Origin of the sequence: Corynebacterium efficiens YS-314 (assembly GCF_000011305.1) — a bacterium.
GTDB classification, from domain to species: Bacteria; Actinomycetota; Actinomycetes; order Mycobacteriales; family Mycobacteriaceae; genus Corynebacterium; species Corynebacterium efficiens.
The window spans coordinates 2,142,784-2,160,727 of the sequence record NC_004369.1 but is presented as its reverse complement, the minus strand read 5'-3'; the positions used below and the strand labels follow the sequence as shown (position 1 = coordinate 2,160,727).

Here is a 17,944-nt window from a genome sequence, read left to right as displayed (position 1 = left end):
ACGACAACCCCGTCGGATCCGCCCTGTAGGAGGGAACCGGCGGGGTTGTTGTCTGCTCCGGGTCAGTGGCCTGGACCGGTGGACAAAAGGAATCAACTGCTCAGCGACGACCCGCCGCCATTTCCTCCACCACCGTTTCCTCCTCCGCCGCCACCGCCGGTGTTCAGCGTCAGTTCACCACCGCGGTAGACGTATTTCGGTGTCCAGTTCATCTCTGATGACGAACGCTTGGTTCCTGTGTTGTCGTAGAAGGTGCCATCACAGTTGTCGTCCATCACCCGCTTGGAGGGACCGACGTAGATGTAGTAGCGGTCACCGAACTGTTCTTCGGTGTTGAGGCGGATCTGGAAAGCCTCGAAGCGGATCTCACCGGTGTTGGCATCGTCCCGGGTGTGGTCTGATGGGAAGACAATCGCTTTGAAGCGCAGATGGTTGTCTTTCGCGAGGCCGCCTGCGGTGGGGTGGACCACCAACCCGGGGTCGATGACCGGGAAGAACCGTGAGGCCTGGGTGGAGGGTTGGGCGACGGGGATGGTTAATAACTCCTCTGTCACCGGGTAACCATTGTGGGAATTCTGATACGGACCGTCATAGATCCCGTCCGGTGCGAAACAGAAATGGGAGAATCCCTGCAGGTCCACCGCGTTGACAGCATGGGCGGTGGGGGTGAGGGGGGCCAGCAACAGGGCGGCGCTGCCGAGCGCTGCTGTGAGGGAACGGAGGAAAAGACGCATATCAACTCCTGGAACCGTGGATCAGAGAGGGGATTGGTATGTGATCCAGGTTACGATGAGCGCATCTGCTAGTCCATCCTCTCCCCCCTCTCTGCCTGTCCGGCGCGCGCCCACCTGCATTAATAGGCAATAAGGGGGTGATGTGGTAGGCATACTCAATCACCCCTGTAATTTACTGTCAGGTCGCTGGCAGATCCCTGTTCATGGCAAGGGAGCCTCCCTCCGGTACGATCCCCCTCGTGGACAACTCTGGTGGTATCAAAGTGGGGGGCCGTGCCCTGGCGCCGTTGTTGATGGTCATCAACGGGTTGTCGCTCTATGCCGGCGCGGCCATCGCCGTCGGCCTGTTCGACAACCTGCCACCGGTGTTGGTGGCCTGGCTGCGGATCTCCACCGCCGCGGCGTTGTTGCTCGTGCTCTTCCGCCCACGGGTGCGTGATTTTCTGGGGCGTGCCGGGTTCAATGCGGCGGTCTACGGCATCTCCACGCTGGCGATGAATATGACCTTCTATGAGGCGATTGCCCGTCTGCCGATGGGTACCGCGGTGGCGATTGAATTCCTCGGGCCCATCGCGGTGGCGGCGCTGGGCAGTCGCACCCTGCGGGACTGGGCGGCCCTGGCGCTGGCGGGGGTCGGGGTGGTGGTGATCTCCGGTGCGCAGTGGTCCTCCAACAGCGTCGGTGTCCTGTTCGCCCTGGGAGCCGCCGCGCTGTGGGCCCTCTACATTGTCGCCGGTAACCGCATCGCCGGGTCGGCATCGGACAGTCGCACCGGGATGACGGTCGGTTTTGTCTGGGCCGCGCTGCTGGCCGCGCCCGTGGCATGGTGGCTGTGGCCGGGGATGGCGTCGATGGCGCTCGAACCGGTGCAGCTGCTGGGCCTGGCCTTCGGCCTGGGGGTTCTCAGCGCGGTGATCCCCTACGGCCTGGATCTCATTGTCCTGCGGATGGCCGGGCGTGCCTATTTCGCCCTGCTGCTGGCGCTGCTGCCCCTGACCGCCGCGGTGATGGGTGCGGTCGCCCTGGGGCAGATGCTCACCCCGGCGGAGATGGCTGGCATCGCGCTGGTGATCGCCGCGGTTGCTTTACGACGACCTGCCTGACCCCCATCCCATTCGTTCACCCGTTCGGTTTGCCCCGGTTTGTGCCCTAGACTGGACCCCATGCAACGCTGGGTTCTGCACATCGATATGGATGCCTTCTTCGCATCCGTGGAGCAGTTGACCCGGCCCACCCTGCGGGGACGCCCCGTCCTGGTCGGGGGTGCATCGGGCAGGGGAGTGGTCGCCGGTGCCTCCTATGAGGCACGCAGGTTCGGGGCACGTTCGGCGATGCCCATGCATGAGGCACGCGCCCGGGTGGGGTTGGCCTCGGTGGTGGTCACCCCGCGGCATGTGGTCTATTCCGCCGCCTCGAAGCGGGTGTTCCAGATCATCGAGCAGCGCGCGGGGATGGTGGAGAGGCTCTCCATCGACGAGGGGTATATGGAGCCGGAGGAGCTGGTCGGGGCGTCACCCGGGGAGGTCCGTGCGTGGGCCGAAGCACTGCGCGCCGAGATCCGTGCCCAGACCGGACTGCCCGCCTCCGTCGGGGCGGGGTCGGGCAAACAGTTCGCCAAGATCGGATCCGGGAAGGCGAAACCGGACGGGGTGTTTGTCATTCCCGTGGAGAAACAGCAGGAACTCGTGGGCCCCATGCCCGTCAGTATGCTGTGGGGGGTCGGTCCGGTCACCCAGGCAAAACTGACCACGATGGGGGTGGCCACCATCGATGACCTCGCGGCCCTCAGCGCCAAGGAGGTCGAGATCAGCCTGGGGCCGACCATCGGACTCAGCCTGTGGAACCTGGCCCGTGGGGTGGATGACCGCCCCGTCGAACCCCGCGCCGAGGCCAAACAGATCTCCCAGGAACACACCTATGAACGCGACCTCACCTCACGTGCACAGGTGGACGCCGCCATCCGGCGTGCCACCAAGGGCGCCCACCGTCGACTGCTGCGGGATGGTCGGGGCGCGCGCACCGTCAGCGTGAAACTGCGGATGGATGATTTCCGGATCGAATCACGATCCCACACCCTGTCCTATGCCACCGATGACCTGGCGACCCTGGAGGCCACCGCCTTCCGTCTGGTGCGCTATCCCGAGGAGACCGGACCCATCCGGCTGGTGGGCGTGGGATTTTCCGGCCTGGAGGAAAACCGACAGGACATCCTCTTCCCCGAACTGGATCAGCAGATCGTGACCCCCGCCCCCGCGGACACGGATTATGAATCAGGGGTGCGGTCCAGCACCACCGCCATACCCACCGACTCCTCCCAGGTCAGCGATGAACCCCGCACCCGGATCTGGCGGGCAACCCAGGATGTCCGCCACCCGGAATTCGGCCACGGGTGGGTACAGGGGGCGGGGCACGGGGTGGTGTCGGTGAGGTTCGAGACCCGCACCACCACCCGGGGACTCACCCGGAACTTCGCCATGGATGATCCCCTATTGCAACCCGCCGACCCCCTCGACAGCCTGGACTGGGGTGACTGGCTGGCAGACAACCGCCGCGACCCGGACGGCGACTAGAACAGAGTGGCCGGGTGCTGCCCCGTGGCGATCGCCGCCGCGAGCAGGACGCGCGCCTGACCGGCACGGAAGTACCGGGACCCGATCGCACCCCGGGCGGCCAGGGTTGCGCCGCCCCCGGCGCCACCGTAGGTGCCGGAGACCTCACCGCGCGGCACACGCGTCGTCATGACCACGGGGATGCCGTCGTCAAGCGCCCGGCCCAGGGCCGCACCCATCGCGGTGCCCACATTGCCCGAACCCATCGCCTCGACGACCAGACCCTGTGCGCCTGCATCAAGGGCGGCCTGCACCGATGCGCCGGACGCACCGGGGTAGGCGGGGATGATCTCCACGGTGACATCCGCCAGGGGAGCGAGCTGCAGGGGATCCGGGCGTTCCGGCTCCTCGGGACCATTGGTGGCAAATGCCAGCTCATCGGTGGTGTGCCACTTGGTGCACCCACGCGCAGGAATCACGGCATGGCCGAAGACCACGAGCACACCGATGCCCCGGGCGGAGGCATCCGAGGCGATCAGGCAGGCCTCGAAGAGATTGCCCGGGCCGTCGGCCTCCGGATGGTCAGCGGGTTTCTGGGCACCGGTGAAGATCACGGGACGGTGGTCGGTGTGGAACGTGTCCACCGCGACGGCGGTTTCCTCCATCGAATCGGTGCCGTGGGTGACCACGACACCGACCACCTCCGGATCCTCCAACACCTGATGGATCCGGGTATTGAGTTCGTCGATGTCGGCGAAGGTCATGGAGGAGGAATCCAGGCGGTTGAGCTCATGGATCTCGAAGGTGAACTGGGAGGCGTCGAAACGCGCCGCGATGGGACGCAGGAGTTCCTCGCCGCTGACCGTGGGCAGGAGGTGGCCGTCGGCATCGGCGGTGCAGGCGATGGTGCCTCCGGTGGTGATCACGGCAATTTTGGACACAGAGGTGCTCTCTGGAGAGGTCTCGGACATGGGGTCAAGACTATCAACAGTGCCCTGACCCGTAGTGTCAGGCTGCACCTATCCGAACCGGTCCCGCAGTTTCACCCCCACGGGAAGACCACATCATGAGGGTCAGGCGGTGAGGTCGCGACGTCGGAAAGCACACGCGCCGAACACGGCCAGCAGGATGGCAGTACCAGCCAGCAGTAGGACACCGGTCCACCCCACATCGGTCGCCGGGTGCTGCCCGACGTGTTCAAAGGGGGAGAGATTCAGCCATGTCTGACTGAGCTGCAGCATCCGGCCGAACATGCTGAGAACACTTCCGGCGATGAACACCAACCACACCAGGCCCAGTAGGCGGGGCACCAGCCCGTAGAGCACCGTGGCCACACCGATCAACAACCACACCGGCGCGAACTGCACACCATGACCGAGGACGGTCGGCCAGAACAACGCCCCATCACCGGTGACCAGCACCGCCCCCGAGGCCTCCGCGACACCGGACAGCACACTCAACCACAGGGCACCGGCTGCGGTGACACCGACCCAGGACAGCACCCAACCCACCCTGCCGACCGCGGTGGCCAGGACAGGTTCTGTCCGGTGTCCGGTCTCCTCGGCGCGGAGAGACTGCACCGACAGGATGCCGTAGACACTGAGCATGACCGCGAAATAGATCCCCATGAACCCCAGATACCCCTCGGTGAGGGCCGTGGACCCACCCATGACGGCGAGGATCTCCGCGGGCATGTCATCGGCGGTATCCGCGATGGTCTGGGTGAAGGCACCGAATACCAGACCCGCGATGACAACCCCGACAGACCAACCGATTACCGTGCCCCGTTGCAACCGCCAGGCCACCGCGGGAGGGGATCCCAGCCAGGAGGGCGCCCGTTCCTTCCCCGTCCGGTCGGAGAGGACACCAGCACCCAGATCGCGCCGGGACCGGAGCTGGAACCCCAGGAAGGCCGTGAGGAGGGCGAGAATCAGGGGCAGCGCCAGCGGCCACCACCGGTTCAGGGTGTACGGGGCGGCCTGCTGAGCCCACCCGATGGGGGACAGCCACGACAGCCAGGCCAGTCCACCGTTCTGCACCCGGGACATGTCGCCTAGTCCGCGGATGATGAAGGACACCGCCAGGACCATGCCGGCGATGGCCGTACACGTTCTGGAGTAGGGGGACAGCTGTGCGGTGGCGGTGGATACCCCGGCAAAGGCGATGCCCACCGCCGCGATACTCGCGGTGAACAGCACCGTCGGCATCACCTCCGGCGTGGGCTCGATCGGGGAGGCCAGGACCACCCCGGTCATGAGGAAAGCCGTGAGGATATTCATCGCGACGGTGAGGATGAGGGCTGCCGTCGGTTGGGCATGATGGCCGACAGGGGCAGCCAGGACCAGCTCCGCGCGGCCATGTTGTTCCTCCGCGCGGGTGTGCCGGGAGATGGTGAGCATGGACATGAGTGCGGTGCCCAGCATGAGGTAGGTACCGTACAGCCCTGCGAGGAACCGTGGCACGGTGATCGCGTCGAAGCCGAATCCCGGGCCACCGACCAGTGCGGTGACGGGGCTCAACGCCAACTGCGCCATCCCCTGCAGACTCTCCTCGTCGAGGACCGTGCCCAGTGCGGTGCAGAAATACGCCATGAGCAGCGACAGCCCCAGCACCCATGCCGGCAGGCGCCAGCGGTCGCGGCGCAACATGAGACGCAGGGTGGCACCCGTGCCGGTGAAGGCCCCCACCTGTGCGGACACCTGCGCGGTCATTGGTCGGTCCCCTCAGGGGCATCGCCGTAGTGGCGCAGGAGCAGACGCTCCAGCGACGGCGGGGTAGCGGTGATGGCACGCACCCCCAGCGCAGCGAGCATGCTCATCACCTCCGGGAGGTGGGCGGCATCGACGTCGAAACGCACCTGCTCACCCTCCCGGTGGGCATTGTAGATACCCTCATGTGTGATCAGCTCCGCGGTGGGGCGGTCCGTCAGGACCGTGACCACCGTGTGGCTGAGGTGACGCATATCCAGAAGGGTGCCCGACTCCACGATCCTGCCCTTACGGATGATGGAGATCCGATCCGCCAGTGCTTCGACCTGCGCGAGGATATGACTGGATAGGAGGACGGTGTGGCCCCGTTCCTTCTCTTCACGGATGAGCTCCTGAAACTGGGCTTCCATGAGTGGGTCGAGACCGCTGGTCGGTTCGTCGAGAAGCAGCAGTTCCACATCCGACGCCAGCGCTGAGATCAGCGCCACCTTCTGACGGTTCCCCTTGGAATAGGTGCGACCCTTCTTGCTGGGATCGAGATCAAAACGCTCGATGAGTTCATCCCGGCGCTTCACATTCAACCGGCCCCGGAGTCGGGCGAACAGGTCAATGGCCTCGCCACCGGTGAGATTGGGCCACAATTCCACATCACCGGGAACATAGGCCAGGCGGTGATGCAGTTCCACGGCATCACGCCAGGGGTCTTTACCGAGCACCTTCACGGAACCGGCATCAGAACGCAGGATGCCGAGCAGGACCCGGATGGCGGTTGATTTCCCGGAACCGTTGGGCCCCAGGAAACCGTGCACCTCCCCGGCCTCCACCCGGAGGTTGAGCTCATCCAGAGCACGGACGGAACCGAAATTCTTCGACAGCCCGATCGTCTCTACAGCAGGTGTGTCCGAGTGCGCCATGGGGGATCCTTCCGCAGCAGGAGATGGCAGGAAATGATGCTGCCTCCCAGTCTATGAGACCGGGATGGTTCCCAGACGGGACTGAAGATCAGATTCACTGTCAAAGGGGCCTGGCACCAGCTACCCGCCGATATCACAGGATGAAGGGTGGGCCATGGTTGCTGTTCGGCCCCGTCCGGGGCAGTGGACGTGACTTCTTTCATGGCATGGCCCAACCCACGGCCAGCTGTGTCTCCGGTGATTGCCTCCGGTGATGAGGAACGGGGGACATCCTTCCGGTGCAGCGAACACACAGCACCGGCCATCGGCCCTGACACCCCGCTGGGGCCTGGGAGAGCTGGGGCCTGGGGAGGAAAACGTGTACCCTACTATTGGGAAAGTTGTCACCTTCTGTGACTTGCCGGGGTGACCGGGTACATGACCGGGCACAGGAGGGAATCACCGGACACAGGGATGCCACCTACCGCTCTGCGGGAACCATCCGGAACCGGGTTGTCCTGACCTTGCTGAATTCACATCATTTCGTGAGGTGTTTTATGGTGGGTAGAGTTCCCTCCGCCTTCGGTGGTGATGATGATAGAAACGGCGCCGGCAGTGCAGATGACCGCCGACCGCCTGACCAAGAAGCAAAGGAATCTTTAAACGTGAAGCTTTTCAAGGCAACCGCAGCAACGCTCTCCATCGTGGGCGCACTCGCACTGGGTGCGTGCTCCAGTGATGAGACGACTGACACCGAGACCACCACTTCGGCAGCTGAGGCCACCACCGCCGATGATGCGACCACCGGGGTCACCGAGTACCCGACCGCCGAGGAGCTGAACCAGATCCTGGCCGTCGCCACCGATCCGAACGCCAGCATCGAGGAGAAGGTCAACACCGTCCAGGGATCCGAGAACGCCCCCGAGCTGTTCGAGACCATGACCCAGGCGAAGGTGGAGTCCGGTGCGGAGTTCCAGGTCGTCGGTTCGGTCCTGCCGGGTTATGATCCACAATCCGAGGTGCTGACCACCGTCATGTTCACCCTCCCGGATCGTCCCGACCAGGAAGCGGAGGGCGTGGAGTTCGTCAACGTCGACGGTAACTGGCAGCTGTCCCAGGACTGGGCCTGCATCCTGATCACCAACACCGTGGCACCTGAGCAGGTTCCGGAGATGTGTGTCGGTGCGGACACCGGTGCCGTTACTCCCGCCGAGGGTGAGGTTGTGGCTCCTGCCGAGGAGCCCGCCCCGGCCCAGTAGCTTTCCGGGTTGGTTCCCCGGGTCAGCCCAGGCTGATCTTCTTCCCCGTCCACCGCTTCCTGATCCACCTGTCATGGCTGGCCAGGAGCACCCGGCCGGGGAATTTCTCTATCGCGGCCTCGAGTTCCTCGCTGAGGGCGAGGGAGAGGTGGTTGGTCGGTTCGTCGAGAAGCAACAGGTCCGGCGGGCTCGCCAGGATGAGCCCGAGGGAGACGCGTCGGCGCTGTCCCAGGGACAGCTGTGCCAACGGCATGCTTTGCGACGCTTCAGTGAGCAGCCCCATTTCCACCAGGTTGGGGGTATTCGCCGCCCCCAGCCGGTTGAAGACCTCCCCGGCGGACAGTGCCAGCTGCTCATCCGTCCAGTCATCGTCCTGTTTGAGCCGGGTGATGCGCAGGTCCTCCGGGATGATCAGCTCACCCTCGGTGGGATCGAGTGCCCCCTCCAGAACGGACAGCAACGTGGACTTCCCCGTCCCGTTGGGTCCCTCCACCAGGATGTGGTCGCCCGGATCGATGCGGAACTTCACCGGCTCCAACCGGCCGGCCACACCCACGGATCGGACCTCCACCGATTCACCGGCCGCATGGCGCAGATAATCCGGGATGCCCTGGAATTCCAGGGGTTTCGGCGGGGCGGGGATCGCGAACTTCTCCAGGATCTCCAGGCGGTTACGGGCTGAACGCACCCGGTTGCCCTGGGTCTTGGCGGCCCGGTCGGCATAGAACTTCTGGGAGATCCGGGATTCCGACTTCGGTGTTGCGCGGTGGAAGATATTCTCCTCCTCGATACCGGAGGTGGCCTCGAGTTTCTGCCTCTCTGACTCCTGCGCAACATAGAGCTGTGACCAGCGGGTTCTCCGGTGCTCACGTTCCTTCAGGTACTCGGTGAATCCACCGCCGAAGGTCGCTGCCTGCCTGACCTCCTCACCGGCACCACCCTCAGGACCGAGGGACGGGTCCAGGTCCACCAGTCCGGTGACCACCGCGTCGAGGAAGAAACGGTCATGGCTGGCAATCAACACCGGGCCCTTGAATGAGGTCAGCTCATTAATGAGGAAATCAACAGCGTTGTCATCCAGGTGGTTGGTGGGCTCATCCAGGATCAGGGCATCGTGGGGTTCGAGCAGCAGCACGGCAAGGGCGAAGCGGCGACGCTGACCGCCGGATAATGCACGGATGGGAACGGAACGGTCGACATCCGCCAGGCCCAGTCCAGCGACGATCTCCTCGATGCGGGCCTCCAGGTTCCACACACCGAGTTCCTCCGCCCGGCTGAGAGCCTCGTCGAATCTCTCCGCGATATCGGGAGGTGGGTTGTCATCACCCATGGCGACGGTGAGTTCCCCGATGGTGGTCTCCACAGCACGGACCGGGGCCACGGCCTCGTCGATCAGTGACTGGACGGGGAGATCAAAGGGCAGATCAGTCTCCTGGGCGAGGAAACCAGTGTGCTCAGGAAGATAAAGACGACCCTGGTCTGGCTCGAGCGTCCCGGCGATGAGTGCCAGAAGTGTGGATTTGCCGGAACCGTTCTCACCAATGAGACCGATGATCTCTCCCCGGTTCACGGTGAGGGAGATGTCACTGAGAACACGGCGGGCGGGGTAGGAGAAACTCAGGCCATCAACAGAGATATAGGAGGCGTGGGAGCGCATGATAATCCTTCGAAGTCGTTATGAAAACACGGCACATGGCATGGGCTGCCAGCGCCTGTGTGTTGTGCTACTGCGGGGGTGACTATCGAAGAAAGAACATGTCTCGATTATGCCTGCGCGACGGAAAAATGGCAACCATATTCGAATACCGCCACCGGGGTCAGCTGCGGCAGGGACGGTGGCAGCTGTCCGCTCAACTGCCCGGTGTCAGCTGCCGAAGGTGACCGATGCGGTGGAATCCTGAACCACCCTCATGTCCTCGGTCCCGCCACCGTAGACCACACGGGTGGTCCAGGATACGGTGCCCGCGGTGGGCAGTGGCTGGGTCAGATCGACAGTGATTGATCCAGCGGAGGCGGTATTGGAATTGAGAACGGTCAACTGCTCCGGGGTGTCCTCGGTGACCCCGGCGGTGCCGGGGGAGATCTCAAGAGCACCCAGGCTCGGACGCTGGGAGACGGAGACATCGAGATCGATCTGATTGCCCCGGATCGCGGTGATGGTGTAGGTCACCGTCTGCAACAGGGTGGATTCACCGGTGACCCTGGTGTCAACCGACCACCTGGCACCCGACCCGATGGCCTCCTCGGGGAAGATGACCGGCAGGGAGGTGTATTTGAGGAGGTACTGCTCCATCATCACCCGGCCGGTGTCGGTGGCATCCACCGGCGCGGCCAGGCTGAGGGTGGACTGACGGCCCTGGTCGTCGGCGCGGATACCCAGGGTGAAGCCCTCCGTGGACAGGATGTCCTCGGCGAGTTCGACATCGGTGAAGGCGGGTAGGCCCACCTGAATGGAGATCTCGCGGGAGGGATCGACCACATCGGTATCGACAGGCTCGGCCGGGGTGACCTCCGCGGTGACGGGCAGCCGCATCGTGGAGACATCACCCCCCTCGGGTGCGGTGGGATCAACATCGGCAGCGGGTACCACGGACTGCGCGAAACCATCCTCCACGGTCAGTGTCGTCGTCTGGCGGGTGGGGGAGTCGCTGGCATCGGGGTCGGGGACATCCGTGTACCTGATCTCCCTGAGCTCACCGGTTCCAGCATCCTCGAGGGTGATCCGGGGGGCATCCACGGCCAGTCCCACGGCCTGCTCCACCTCGGTGGTGGGCTCCTCCGGTGGCTCCTCAGCACATGAGGCCAGGAACACCGCGGTGGAACACGCGATGACCACCGTCAGGGCGCGTAGACCCCGCCGGGTGGTGGGGGATTTGCGGGACAGGCTGGAGGGCAGGTTATTCATACGCACGCATTCAAACCTAGCGGTTGCGGTGGTGTGGTGGAATTTCACAGGGGCACCGGTCCCGCGACAACTGCGCTCACGGCACGGTGGATCACCCGGTCCCAGGAGCGGCGGTATGAGCGGTGGTAGGACAGTCCGGCACCGGTCCAGTCCTGATTCGGGCACCGTTCCACCCAGAGGCGGTGGGGCAGGGGCCGGGTGGAAGTTTCCACCGCCGATGGGGAATGATGGTTCACGTGACCTCATACGATGCAGGGGCGGATACAGCGCCCACACCCCCAGGAGAGAAGAGGACAACCGCGAAACGAGTGACCTCGATGATGATTGTCATCATCGTGGTGATCGCAGCTGTGGACCAGGCCGTCAAACAGTTCATGCTGAACTGGTTGGAGCCCGGTGAGCCGGTTGCGGTGATCGGGGACTGGTTCCGCTTCCACCTCCTGTTCAATCCCGGTGCGGCATTTTCCATGGGGCAGGACAGCACCTGGCTGTTCACCACCATCCAGATCGTCTTCGTGGTGGGCATTCTCATCTACGCACCCCGGGTCCGACACAGGTGGGTCGGCGTGGGGCTCGCGCTGGTGGCCGGTGGTGCGCTCGGCAACCTCATCGACAGGTTGTTCCGGGAACCCTCGTTCTTCCTCGGTCACGTCGTGGATTACATCTCGGTGGGTAGTTTCGCGGTGTTCAACATTGCGGATGCCTCCATCACCACCGGTGTTGTGGTCTTTGTCATCGGGATATTCATGGAGGACCGTGACAGTTCCCACACGGAGCGGGCAGCACAGAAGGAAACAGCAGTGGAGGGGGAGAAATGAGCCGTCAGAGTAGGACCCTGCCGGTCCCGGAGGGGCTGGCAGGCATGCGTGTGGACGCCGCCCTGTCCAAACTCCTGGGTATCTCCCGCACCACCGCGGCGGAACTGGCTGAAGCCGGGGATGTGTCCGTCGACGGTTCGGCCGTGCGCAAGAGCGACCGGCTGGTCGCCGATTCCATGTTGGATGTGCTTCTGCCCGAACCCGCCCAGCCACTGGTGCCCCGGGAGGAGATCGTCCCGGGACTGGACATCCTCTACGCCGATGATGATCTCATCGCCGTGAACAAACCGGTAGGTGTGGCCGCGCACCCGACCGTCGGCTGGGAGGGCCCGACCGTGGTCGGGGGTCTGGCCGCCGCGGGATTCCGCATCTCCACCTCCGGTCCCCCGGAGCGCAAGGGCATTGTCCAGCGGCTCGATGTGGGGACCTCGGGCGTGATGGTGGTGGCTGCCTCGGAACGGGGATACACCGTGCTCAAGCGCGCGTTCCGGGATCGCACCGTGCAGAAGACCTACCACGCTTTGGTGCAGGGGCACCCCGACCCGACCGAGGGCACCATCGAGGCACCCATTGGACGTCACCCCTCCTCGGGCTGGCGGTTCGCTGTCACCACCGACGGCAAACACGCGGTGACCCACTATGAAACCATCGAGGCCTTCCAGGAGGCGACGCTGGTGAAGGTGCACCTGGAAACCGGTCGCACCCACCAGATCCGTGTGCATTTCTCCGCGCTGCACCACCCGTGTTGTGGGGATCCCATGTACGGTTCCGACCCGGCGCTGTCGGAACGCCTGGGGCTGATCCGTCAGTGGCTGCACGCCGTGTCCCTCGGTTTCCACCATCCCGCTGACGGCCGGTGGATGGAGATCACCTCCCCCTACCCGGATGATCTCCAACACGCCCTGGATGTGCTGCGCGATCAATGAGTGACCACCAAATCGACCGCACCCGCAAGATCCTGGCGGTGGTGGCACTGCTCCTACTGATCGGGATTATCGCTGCTCTCAGTTTCAGTGACCGCACCGCCAAACCGATGGCCATCAACGGGGATGTGGTGGGACGGGACTCCGGGGAACCCCTGGATGACTACATCGCACGGGCGGAGGTCTCATTGGAGGAAGCCCCCGGGGGGGAGAACGCCTTCGCCCTGGTGACCTTCACCACCGCATTGGGTTCGGCGGATGCCTCGGCAGTGCTGGAAGATATCGGCCGGGTCAATGCGATGATCCTGTTGTCGGCCGCCCCGATCTCCCTTCCTGAGCCTGTCGTGGGGGAGACCCGCGAGGATGTCTTCGACCGTCACCTCGACCGTCTGCAGCGCAGCGTCGAGGGCATCGGCGAGATCAGCACCCCCAGGGAGATCAACAGTGTCCTGGTCTGGGATGACGGTGATGCCCTGCGGGACCTTTCCACCGATCCGGCTGTGCTGGCCGTGGAGGTCCTGCCCCCGGACGCAGGCTGGGGGCATTTCGGTGTCCGCCCGGTGTTCACACTGGCGGATATGGCCAGCGGTGACATGGAGTCAGCCGCCCTGGGGTGACCGGGGTTTTCCCCGGGCGCTGCGCCGCTGGATGAGAATATCCGAGAGGTAGAGCGAGACCGCGACCCAGATGATGATGAACCCGATCCACCGCTCCGGTTCCATGTCCTCGTTGACCACGACCACCGCCCACAACATCTGCATGGTGGGGGTGACGTACTGGAGCATGCCGACGGTGGACAGGGGGATAGCCTTGGCGGCGTAGCCGAACAGCAGCAGGGGTAGTGCGGTGACCAACCCGGAACTGATCAGAAGTGCGGCGTGACCTGCGCCGTTGTCGGTGAAGGTGCCGACACCGGTCATCTCCAACCAGAGAATGTAGCCCAGGGCTACCGGCAGGAGAACCAGGGTCTCCGCAGTGAGGGAGGTGATGGCGCTGAGGTTCACCTTCTTCTTGATGGCCCCGTAGATCCCGAAGCTGAATGCCAGGGCCAGAGCCAGATACGGTGGCTGGCCGGCGAGGAACGCCAGGAACAGGACGGCGGCCACCGCGATACACACCGCCAGGACCTGCAGGCGTCGGAGCTGTTCCCGAAACAGGATGATGCCGAACACCACGCTGACCAGGGGGTTGATGAAATACCCCAGGGCAGCCTCGGTGACATGCCCGGAATTCACCGTGATCACATAGAGCAACCAGTTCAGGGCGATGAACAGGGCCGCGGCCACCACCCTGGCCCAGGTGACACGGTCCACCCCCCGGAATTCCCGCCACCCCCGGCGCACCGACACCACGATGATCATGATGACCGCGGTCCAGATGATGCGGTGCGCGAGGATCTCCAAGGGGCCTGCGGGGAGCAGCAGGGGGAAGAACGCCGGGAACAGTCCCCACAGCAGGTAGGCGAGAAAGCCGTAAATCATAAAGGATCACCTTATACCTCCGCGGTGCCCGGGGAGGCGCGGGCCGGAATATCCAGCTGGTGAGCAGCAGGTTTCTCCCCCCAAAATCCCCGGCTAGACTGTCTCGCATGGCCAAGCAATCCTCTTTTGTTCATCTTCACAACCACACCGAGTACTCGATGCTGGACGGCATGGCCAAGATCGACATGCTCGCCGATGAGGTCAACCGTCAGCAGATGCCCGCCGTCGGCATCACAGACCACGGCAACATGTACGGTTCCAACGCCTTCTACCGGAAGATGACGGAGGCGGGTGTCAAACCGATCATCGGCATCGAGGCCTACCTGGCACCTGAATCCCGTTTCAACAAGGAACGCGTCCGCTGGGGTGAACCCCACCAGAAATCAGATGATGTCTCCGCCTCGGGTGCCTACCTGCACCAGACGATGCTGGCGGAGAACGCCACCGGCCTGCGCAACCTCTTCTACCTGTCCTCCATGGCCTCCTACGAGGGGCAGCTGGGCAAATGGCCCCGCATGGATGCCGAGATCATCGCGGAACGCGCCGAGGGCATCATCGCCACCACCGGGTGCCCGTCCGGGGACGTGCAGACACGTCTGCGTCTGGGGCAGTTCAATGAGGCCCTGGAGGCCGCCGCGATGTGGCAGGACATCTATGGCAGGGACAACTACTTCCTGGAGCTCATGGATCACGGGCTCGACATCGAAAACCGTGTGCGCAGTGAACTCCTGGAGATCGGCCGCAAGCTCAACCTCCCGCCCCTGGTGACCAATGACTGTCACTATGTTTTGGAATCCCAGGCACAGGCGCATGAGGCCATGTTGTGTGTGCAGACCGGCAAGACGCTTCACGACGAGGACCGCTTCAAATTCGACGGCTCCGGGTATTACATCAAGACGGCTGAGCAGATGCGCAGCCTCTGGGATGACACGGTGCCGGATGGCTGCGACAACACCCTCTGGATCGCCGAGCGTGTCCAGGACTACGGGGAGATCTGGGAGGAGCACCCCCACGACCGCATGCCGGTCGCCGATGTCCCCGAGGGCCACACCCCGACCTCGTGGCTGCACCATGAGGTGATGGCCGGTCTGGAGGATCGTTTCCCCGGGCAGCAGGTCCCGCAGGAATACATCGAGCGCGCCGAGTATGAGATCTCCGTCATCGACATGAAGGGGTATCCCTCCTACTTCCTCATCGTCGCGGAGATCATCAAGCATGCCCGCTCCATCGGCATCTGGGTCGGTCCGGGTCGTGGTTCCGCCGCCGGTGCGCTGGTCGCCTACGCCCTGACCATCACCAACATCGACCCCATCGAACACGGTCTGCTCTTCGAGCGCTTCCTCAACCCGGAACGCCCGTCCGCACCCGATATCGATATCGACTTCGATGACCGCCGTCGTGGCGAGATGATCCGCTACGCAGCGGACCGCTGGGGCGAGGACAAGATCGCCCAGGTGATCACCTTCGGCACGGTGAAGACGAAGCAGGCCATCAAGGACTCCGCCCGCGTGCAGTTCGGCCAGCCCGGTTACCAGATCGCCGACCGGATCACCAAGGTTCTGCCACCACCGATCATGGCCAAGGACATCCCACTCAGCGGCATCACCGATCCGGAGCACGAGCGGTACAACGAGGCAGGCGAGGTCCGCGCACTCATCGAGACGGACCCGGATGTACGCAAGATCTACGACACCGCCCGGGGACTGGAGGGCGTGGTGAGGCAGGCAGGCGTGCATGCCTGTGCCGTGATCATGTCCTCCCAGCCACTGCTGGAGTGCATCCCGATGTGGAAACGTCCCGCCGACGGTGCCTACATCACCGGGTGGGACTATCCGGCCTGTGAGGCCATCGGCCTGCTCAAGATGGACTTCCTGGGTCTGCGTAACCTCACCGTCATCGGTGATGCCATCGAGAACATCAAGGCCAACCGCGACGGCAAGGTCGTCGATCTGGAGAACCTGAGCATCGAGGATGAGGAAACCTACAAGCTGCTGAGCCGCGGCGAGACCCTCGGTATCTTCCAGCTCGATGGTGGTGGCATGCAGGAGCTGCTCAAACGCATGCAACCAACGGGCTTCAATGACATTGTCGCCGCGCTCGCCCTGTACCGACCCGGACCGATGGGCGTGAACGCCCACTGGGATTACGCCGACCGTAAGAACGGGCGCAAACCGATCACCCCGATCCACCCCGAGCTGGAGGAACCCCTCGCGGAGATCCTCGGCGAGACCTATGGCCTGATCGTGTATCAGGAGCAGATCATGAAGATCTCCCAGAAGGTGGCCAACTACACCGCCGGTCAGGCCGATGGTTTCCGTAAGGCCATGGGTAAGAAGAAACCCGAGGTGCTGGCCAAGGAGTTCGCGGCCTTCGAGGCCGGCATGAAGGCCAATGGTTTCTCCGCCGATGCCATCAAGACGCTGTGGGACACCATCCTGCCGTTCGCCGGTTACGCGTTCAACAAGTCCCACGCCGCCGGGTACGGACTGGTGTCGTTCTGGACGGCATACCTCAAGGCGCATTACGCGCCGGAGTACATGGCCGCGCTGTTGACCTCGGTGGGTGACAACAAGGACAAGACCGCCATCTACCTGGCGGACTGCCGTCACCTGGGCATCCGGGTGCTCTCGCCGGACATCAACGAATCGGCCCTGAACTTCATGCCCGTGGGAACGGATATCCGTTATGGCCTCGGTGCCATCCGTAACGTGGGTTCGGAGGTGGTGGACTCCATCATCGAGACCCGCCAGAGCAAGGGCATGTTCCGGGATTTCTCCGACTACCTGGACAAGATCGACACCCTGCCGTGTAATAAGCGCATCACCGAGTCCCTCATCAAGGCCGGTGCCTTCGATTCCCTGGGACACACCCGCAAGGGCCTCATGCTGGTCTATGAGGATGCGGTTGATTCCGTCATTGCCACCAAGAAGGCCGCGGACAAGGGGCAGTTCGATCTCTTCGCCTCCTTCGGCGCGGAGGCGGAGGATGAGGTGGGGGGTTTCTTCCAGATCGCCGTTCCCGACGACAAGTGGGACCGCAAGCATGAGCTCGCACTGGAGCGGGAGATGCTCGGCCTGTACGTCTCGGGTCATCCCCTGGACGGGTATGAAGATGCCCTCGCCGCCCAGATCGACACCCCGCTGACCACCATCATCGCCGGTGAGCTCCGGCACGGTGCGGAGGTCACGGTCGGCGGCATCATCTCCGGTGTGGATCGACGTTTCTCCAAGAAGGACGGATCCCCCTGGGCGATTGTCACGATGGAGGATCACAACGGCGCCTCGGTGGAACTGTTGGTGTTCAACAAGGTCTACTCCATCGTGGGGTCCCTGATCGTGGAGGACAACATCATCCTGGCCAAGGCGCATGTGTCGATCAGGGATGACCGCATGAGCCTGTTCTGTGATGATCTGCGGGTGCCCGAACTGGGGCCGGGGAACGGCTCAGGCCTGCCACTGCGGTTGACCATGCGCACCGACCAGTGCACCATGACCAACATCTCCAAGCTCAAGCAGGTCCTGGTTGGTAACCGGGGCGAATCGGATGTCTACCTCAACCTGGTCGACGGCGACAGCTCGACGGTGATGATCCTCGGTGATCATCTCCGGGTCACCAGGTCCGCGAGCCTCATGGGTGACCTCAAGGCCACCATGGGACCGGGAATTCTCGGTTAG

General features: G+C 63.9%; 14 protein-coding genes. 7 read left to right on the top strand and 7 right to left on the bottom strand.

The annotated features are described in order from the left end of the window. Positions 1–92 precede the first annotated feature (92 nt). Positions 93–734 (bottom strand): hypothetical protein, encoded by a 642-nt coding sequence (locus CE_RS10135; RefSeq protein WP_006768042.1) that lies wholly within the window; start codon positions 732–734, stop codon positions 93–95. A gap of 293 nt (positions 735–1,027) precedes the next feature. Between CE_RS10135 and CE_RS10130 the strand changes: the two genes are divergently transcribed. Together CE_RS10130 and CE_RS10125 are read left to right on the top strand one after the other, a co-directional pair. Beyond that, positions 1,028–1,837 carry an EamA family transporter gene (locus CE_RS10130; protein WP_173362613.1) on the top strand — a complete coding sequence of 270 codons (810 nt, stop codon included), beginning with the start codon at positions 1,028–1,030 and terminating at the stop codon, positions 1,835–1,837. Positions 1,838–1,897: 60 nt separating this feature from the next. Beyond that, entirely contained in the window at positions 1,898–3,304 is a 1,407-nt protein-coding gene (locus tag CE_RS10125) for a DNA polymerase IV (RefSeq protein ID WP_006768040.1), read from the top strand. On the opposite strand, the gene CE_RS10120 is transcribed toward CE_RS10125, so the two are convergent. The 3 genes from CE_RS10120 to CE_RS10110 all read right to left on the bottom strand — a co-directional run bounded on the left by CE_RS10120 (position 3,301) and on the right by CE_RS10110 (position 6,905). Beyond that, positions 3,301–4,254, bottom strand: coding sequence for an asparaginase (locus tag CE_RS10120; protein ID WP_041628380.1), 954 nt, complete (start codon positions 4,252–4,254; stop codon positions 3,301–3,303). The two genes, CE_RS10125 and CE_RS10120, sit on opposite strands and share 4 nt — an antisense overlap. A gap of 102 nt (positions 4,255–4,356) precedes the next feature. Further along, positions 4,357–5,994: an ABC transporter permease gene (locus CE_RS10115; protein ID WP_006768037.1), complete on the bottom strand. Its 1,638-nt coding sequence runs from the start codon at positions 5,992–5,994 to the stop codon at positions 4,357–4,359. Then, positions 5,991–6,905: an ABC transporter ATP-binding protein gene (locus CE_RS10110; RefSeq protein ID WP_006768036.1), complete on the bottom strand. Its 915-nt coding sequence runs from the start codon at positions 6,903–6,905 to the stop codon at positions 5,991–5,993. The genes CE_RS10115 and CE_RS10110 overlap by 4 nt, the downstream gene beginning before the upstream one ends. 644 nt (positions 6,906–7,549) lie before the next feature. On the opposite strand from CE_RS10110, the gene CE_RS10105 reads away from it, so the two are divergent. After that, the gene (locus tag CE_RS10105) at positions 7,550–8,143 is read left to right on the top strand and encodes a hypothetical protein (protein WP_006768035.1); all 594 of its coding nucleotides are present in this window, start codon (positions 7,550–7,552) and stop codon (positions 8,141–8,143) included. 22 nt (positions 8,144–8,165) lie between these two features. Here CE_RS10105 and CE_RS10100 read toward each other — a convergent pair whose 3' ends face one another. Beyond that, positions 8,166–9,800, bottom strand: a complete 1,635-nt coding sequence (locus tag CE_RS10100; RefSeq protein WP_006768034.1) for an ABC-F family ATP-binding cassette domain-containing protein — start codon at positions 9,798–9,800, stop codon at positions 8,166–8,168. A gap of 207 nt (positions 9,801–10,007) precedes the next feature. Next, positions 10,008–11,048 carry a hypothetical protein gene (locus CE_RS10095; RefSeq protein ID WP_006768033.1) on the bottom strand — a complete coding sequence of 347 codons (1,041 nt, stop codon included), beginning with the start codon at positions 11,046–11,048 and terminating at the stop codon, positions 10,008–10,010. A 227-nt stretch (positions 11,049–11,275) separates the two neighbouring features. Here CE_RS10095 and lspA point away from each other — a divergent pair, with 227 nt between their 5' ends. From lspA to CE_RS10080, 3 genes are read left to right on the top strand one after another with little or no spacing between them, the layout of a single operon-like run. Then, positions 11,276–11,866 (top strand): signal peptidase II, encoded by a 591-nt coding sequence (gene lspA, locus CE_RS10090; RefSeq protein ID WP_035108952.1) that lies wholly within the window; start codon positions 11,276–11,278, stop codon positions 11,864–11,866. Beyond that, the gene (locus CE_RS10085; protein ID WP_006768030.1) at positions 11,863–12,792 is read left to right on the top strand and encodes an RluA family pseudouridine synthase; all 930 of its coding nucleotides are present in this window, start codon (positions 11,863–11,865) and stop codon (positions 12,790–12,792) included. Before lspA ends, CE_RS10085 begins: the two co-directional genes overlap by 4 nt. Then, entirely contained in the window at positions 12,789–13,406 is a 618-nt protein-coding gene (locus CE_RS10080) for a hypothetical protein (RefSeq protein WP_006768029.1), read from the top strand. Before CE_RS10085 ends, CE_RS10080 begins: the two co-directional genes overlap by 4 nt. On the opposite strand, the gene rarD is transcribed toward CE_RS10080, so the two are convergent. Beyond that, complete coding sequence (rarD, locus tag CE_RS10075; RefSeq protein ID WP_006768028.1) at positions 13,389–14,270, bottom strand: EamA family transporter RarD; 882 nt, start codon at positions 14,268–14,270, stop codon at positions 13,389–13,391. The genes CE_RS10080 and rarD overlap by 18 nt on opposite strands. A gap of 107 nt (positions 14,271–14,377) precedes the next feature. Between rarD and dnaE the strand changes: the two genes are divergently transcribed. Continuing rightward, positions 14,378–17,944, top strand: coding sequence for a DNA polymerase III subunit alpha (gene dnaE / locus CE_RS10070; protein ID WP_006768027.1), 3,567 nt, complete (start codon positions 14,378–14,380; stop codon positions 17,942–17,944).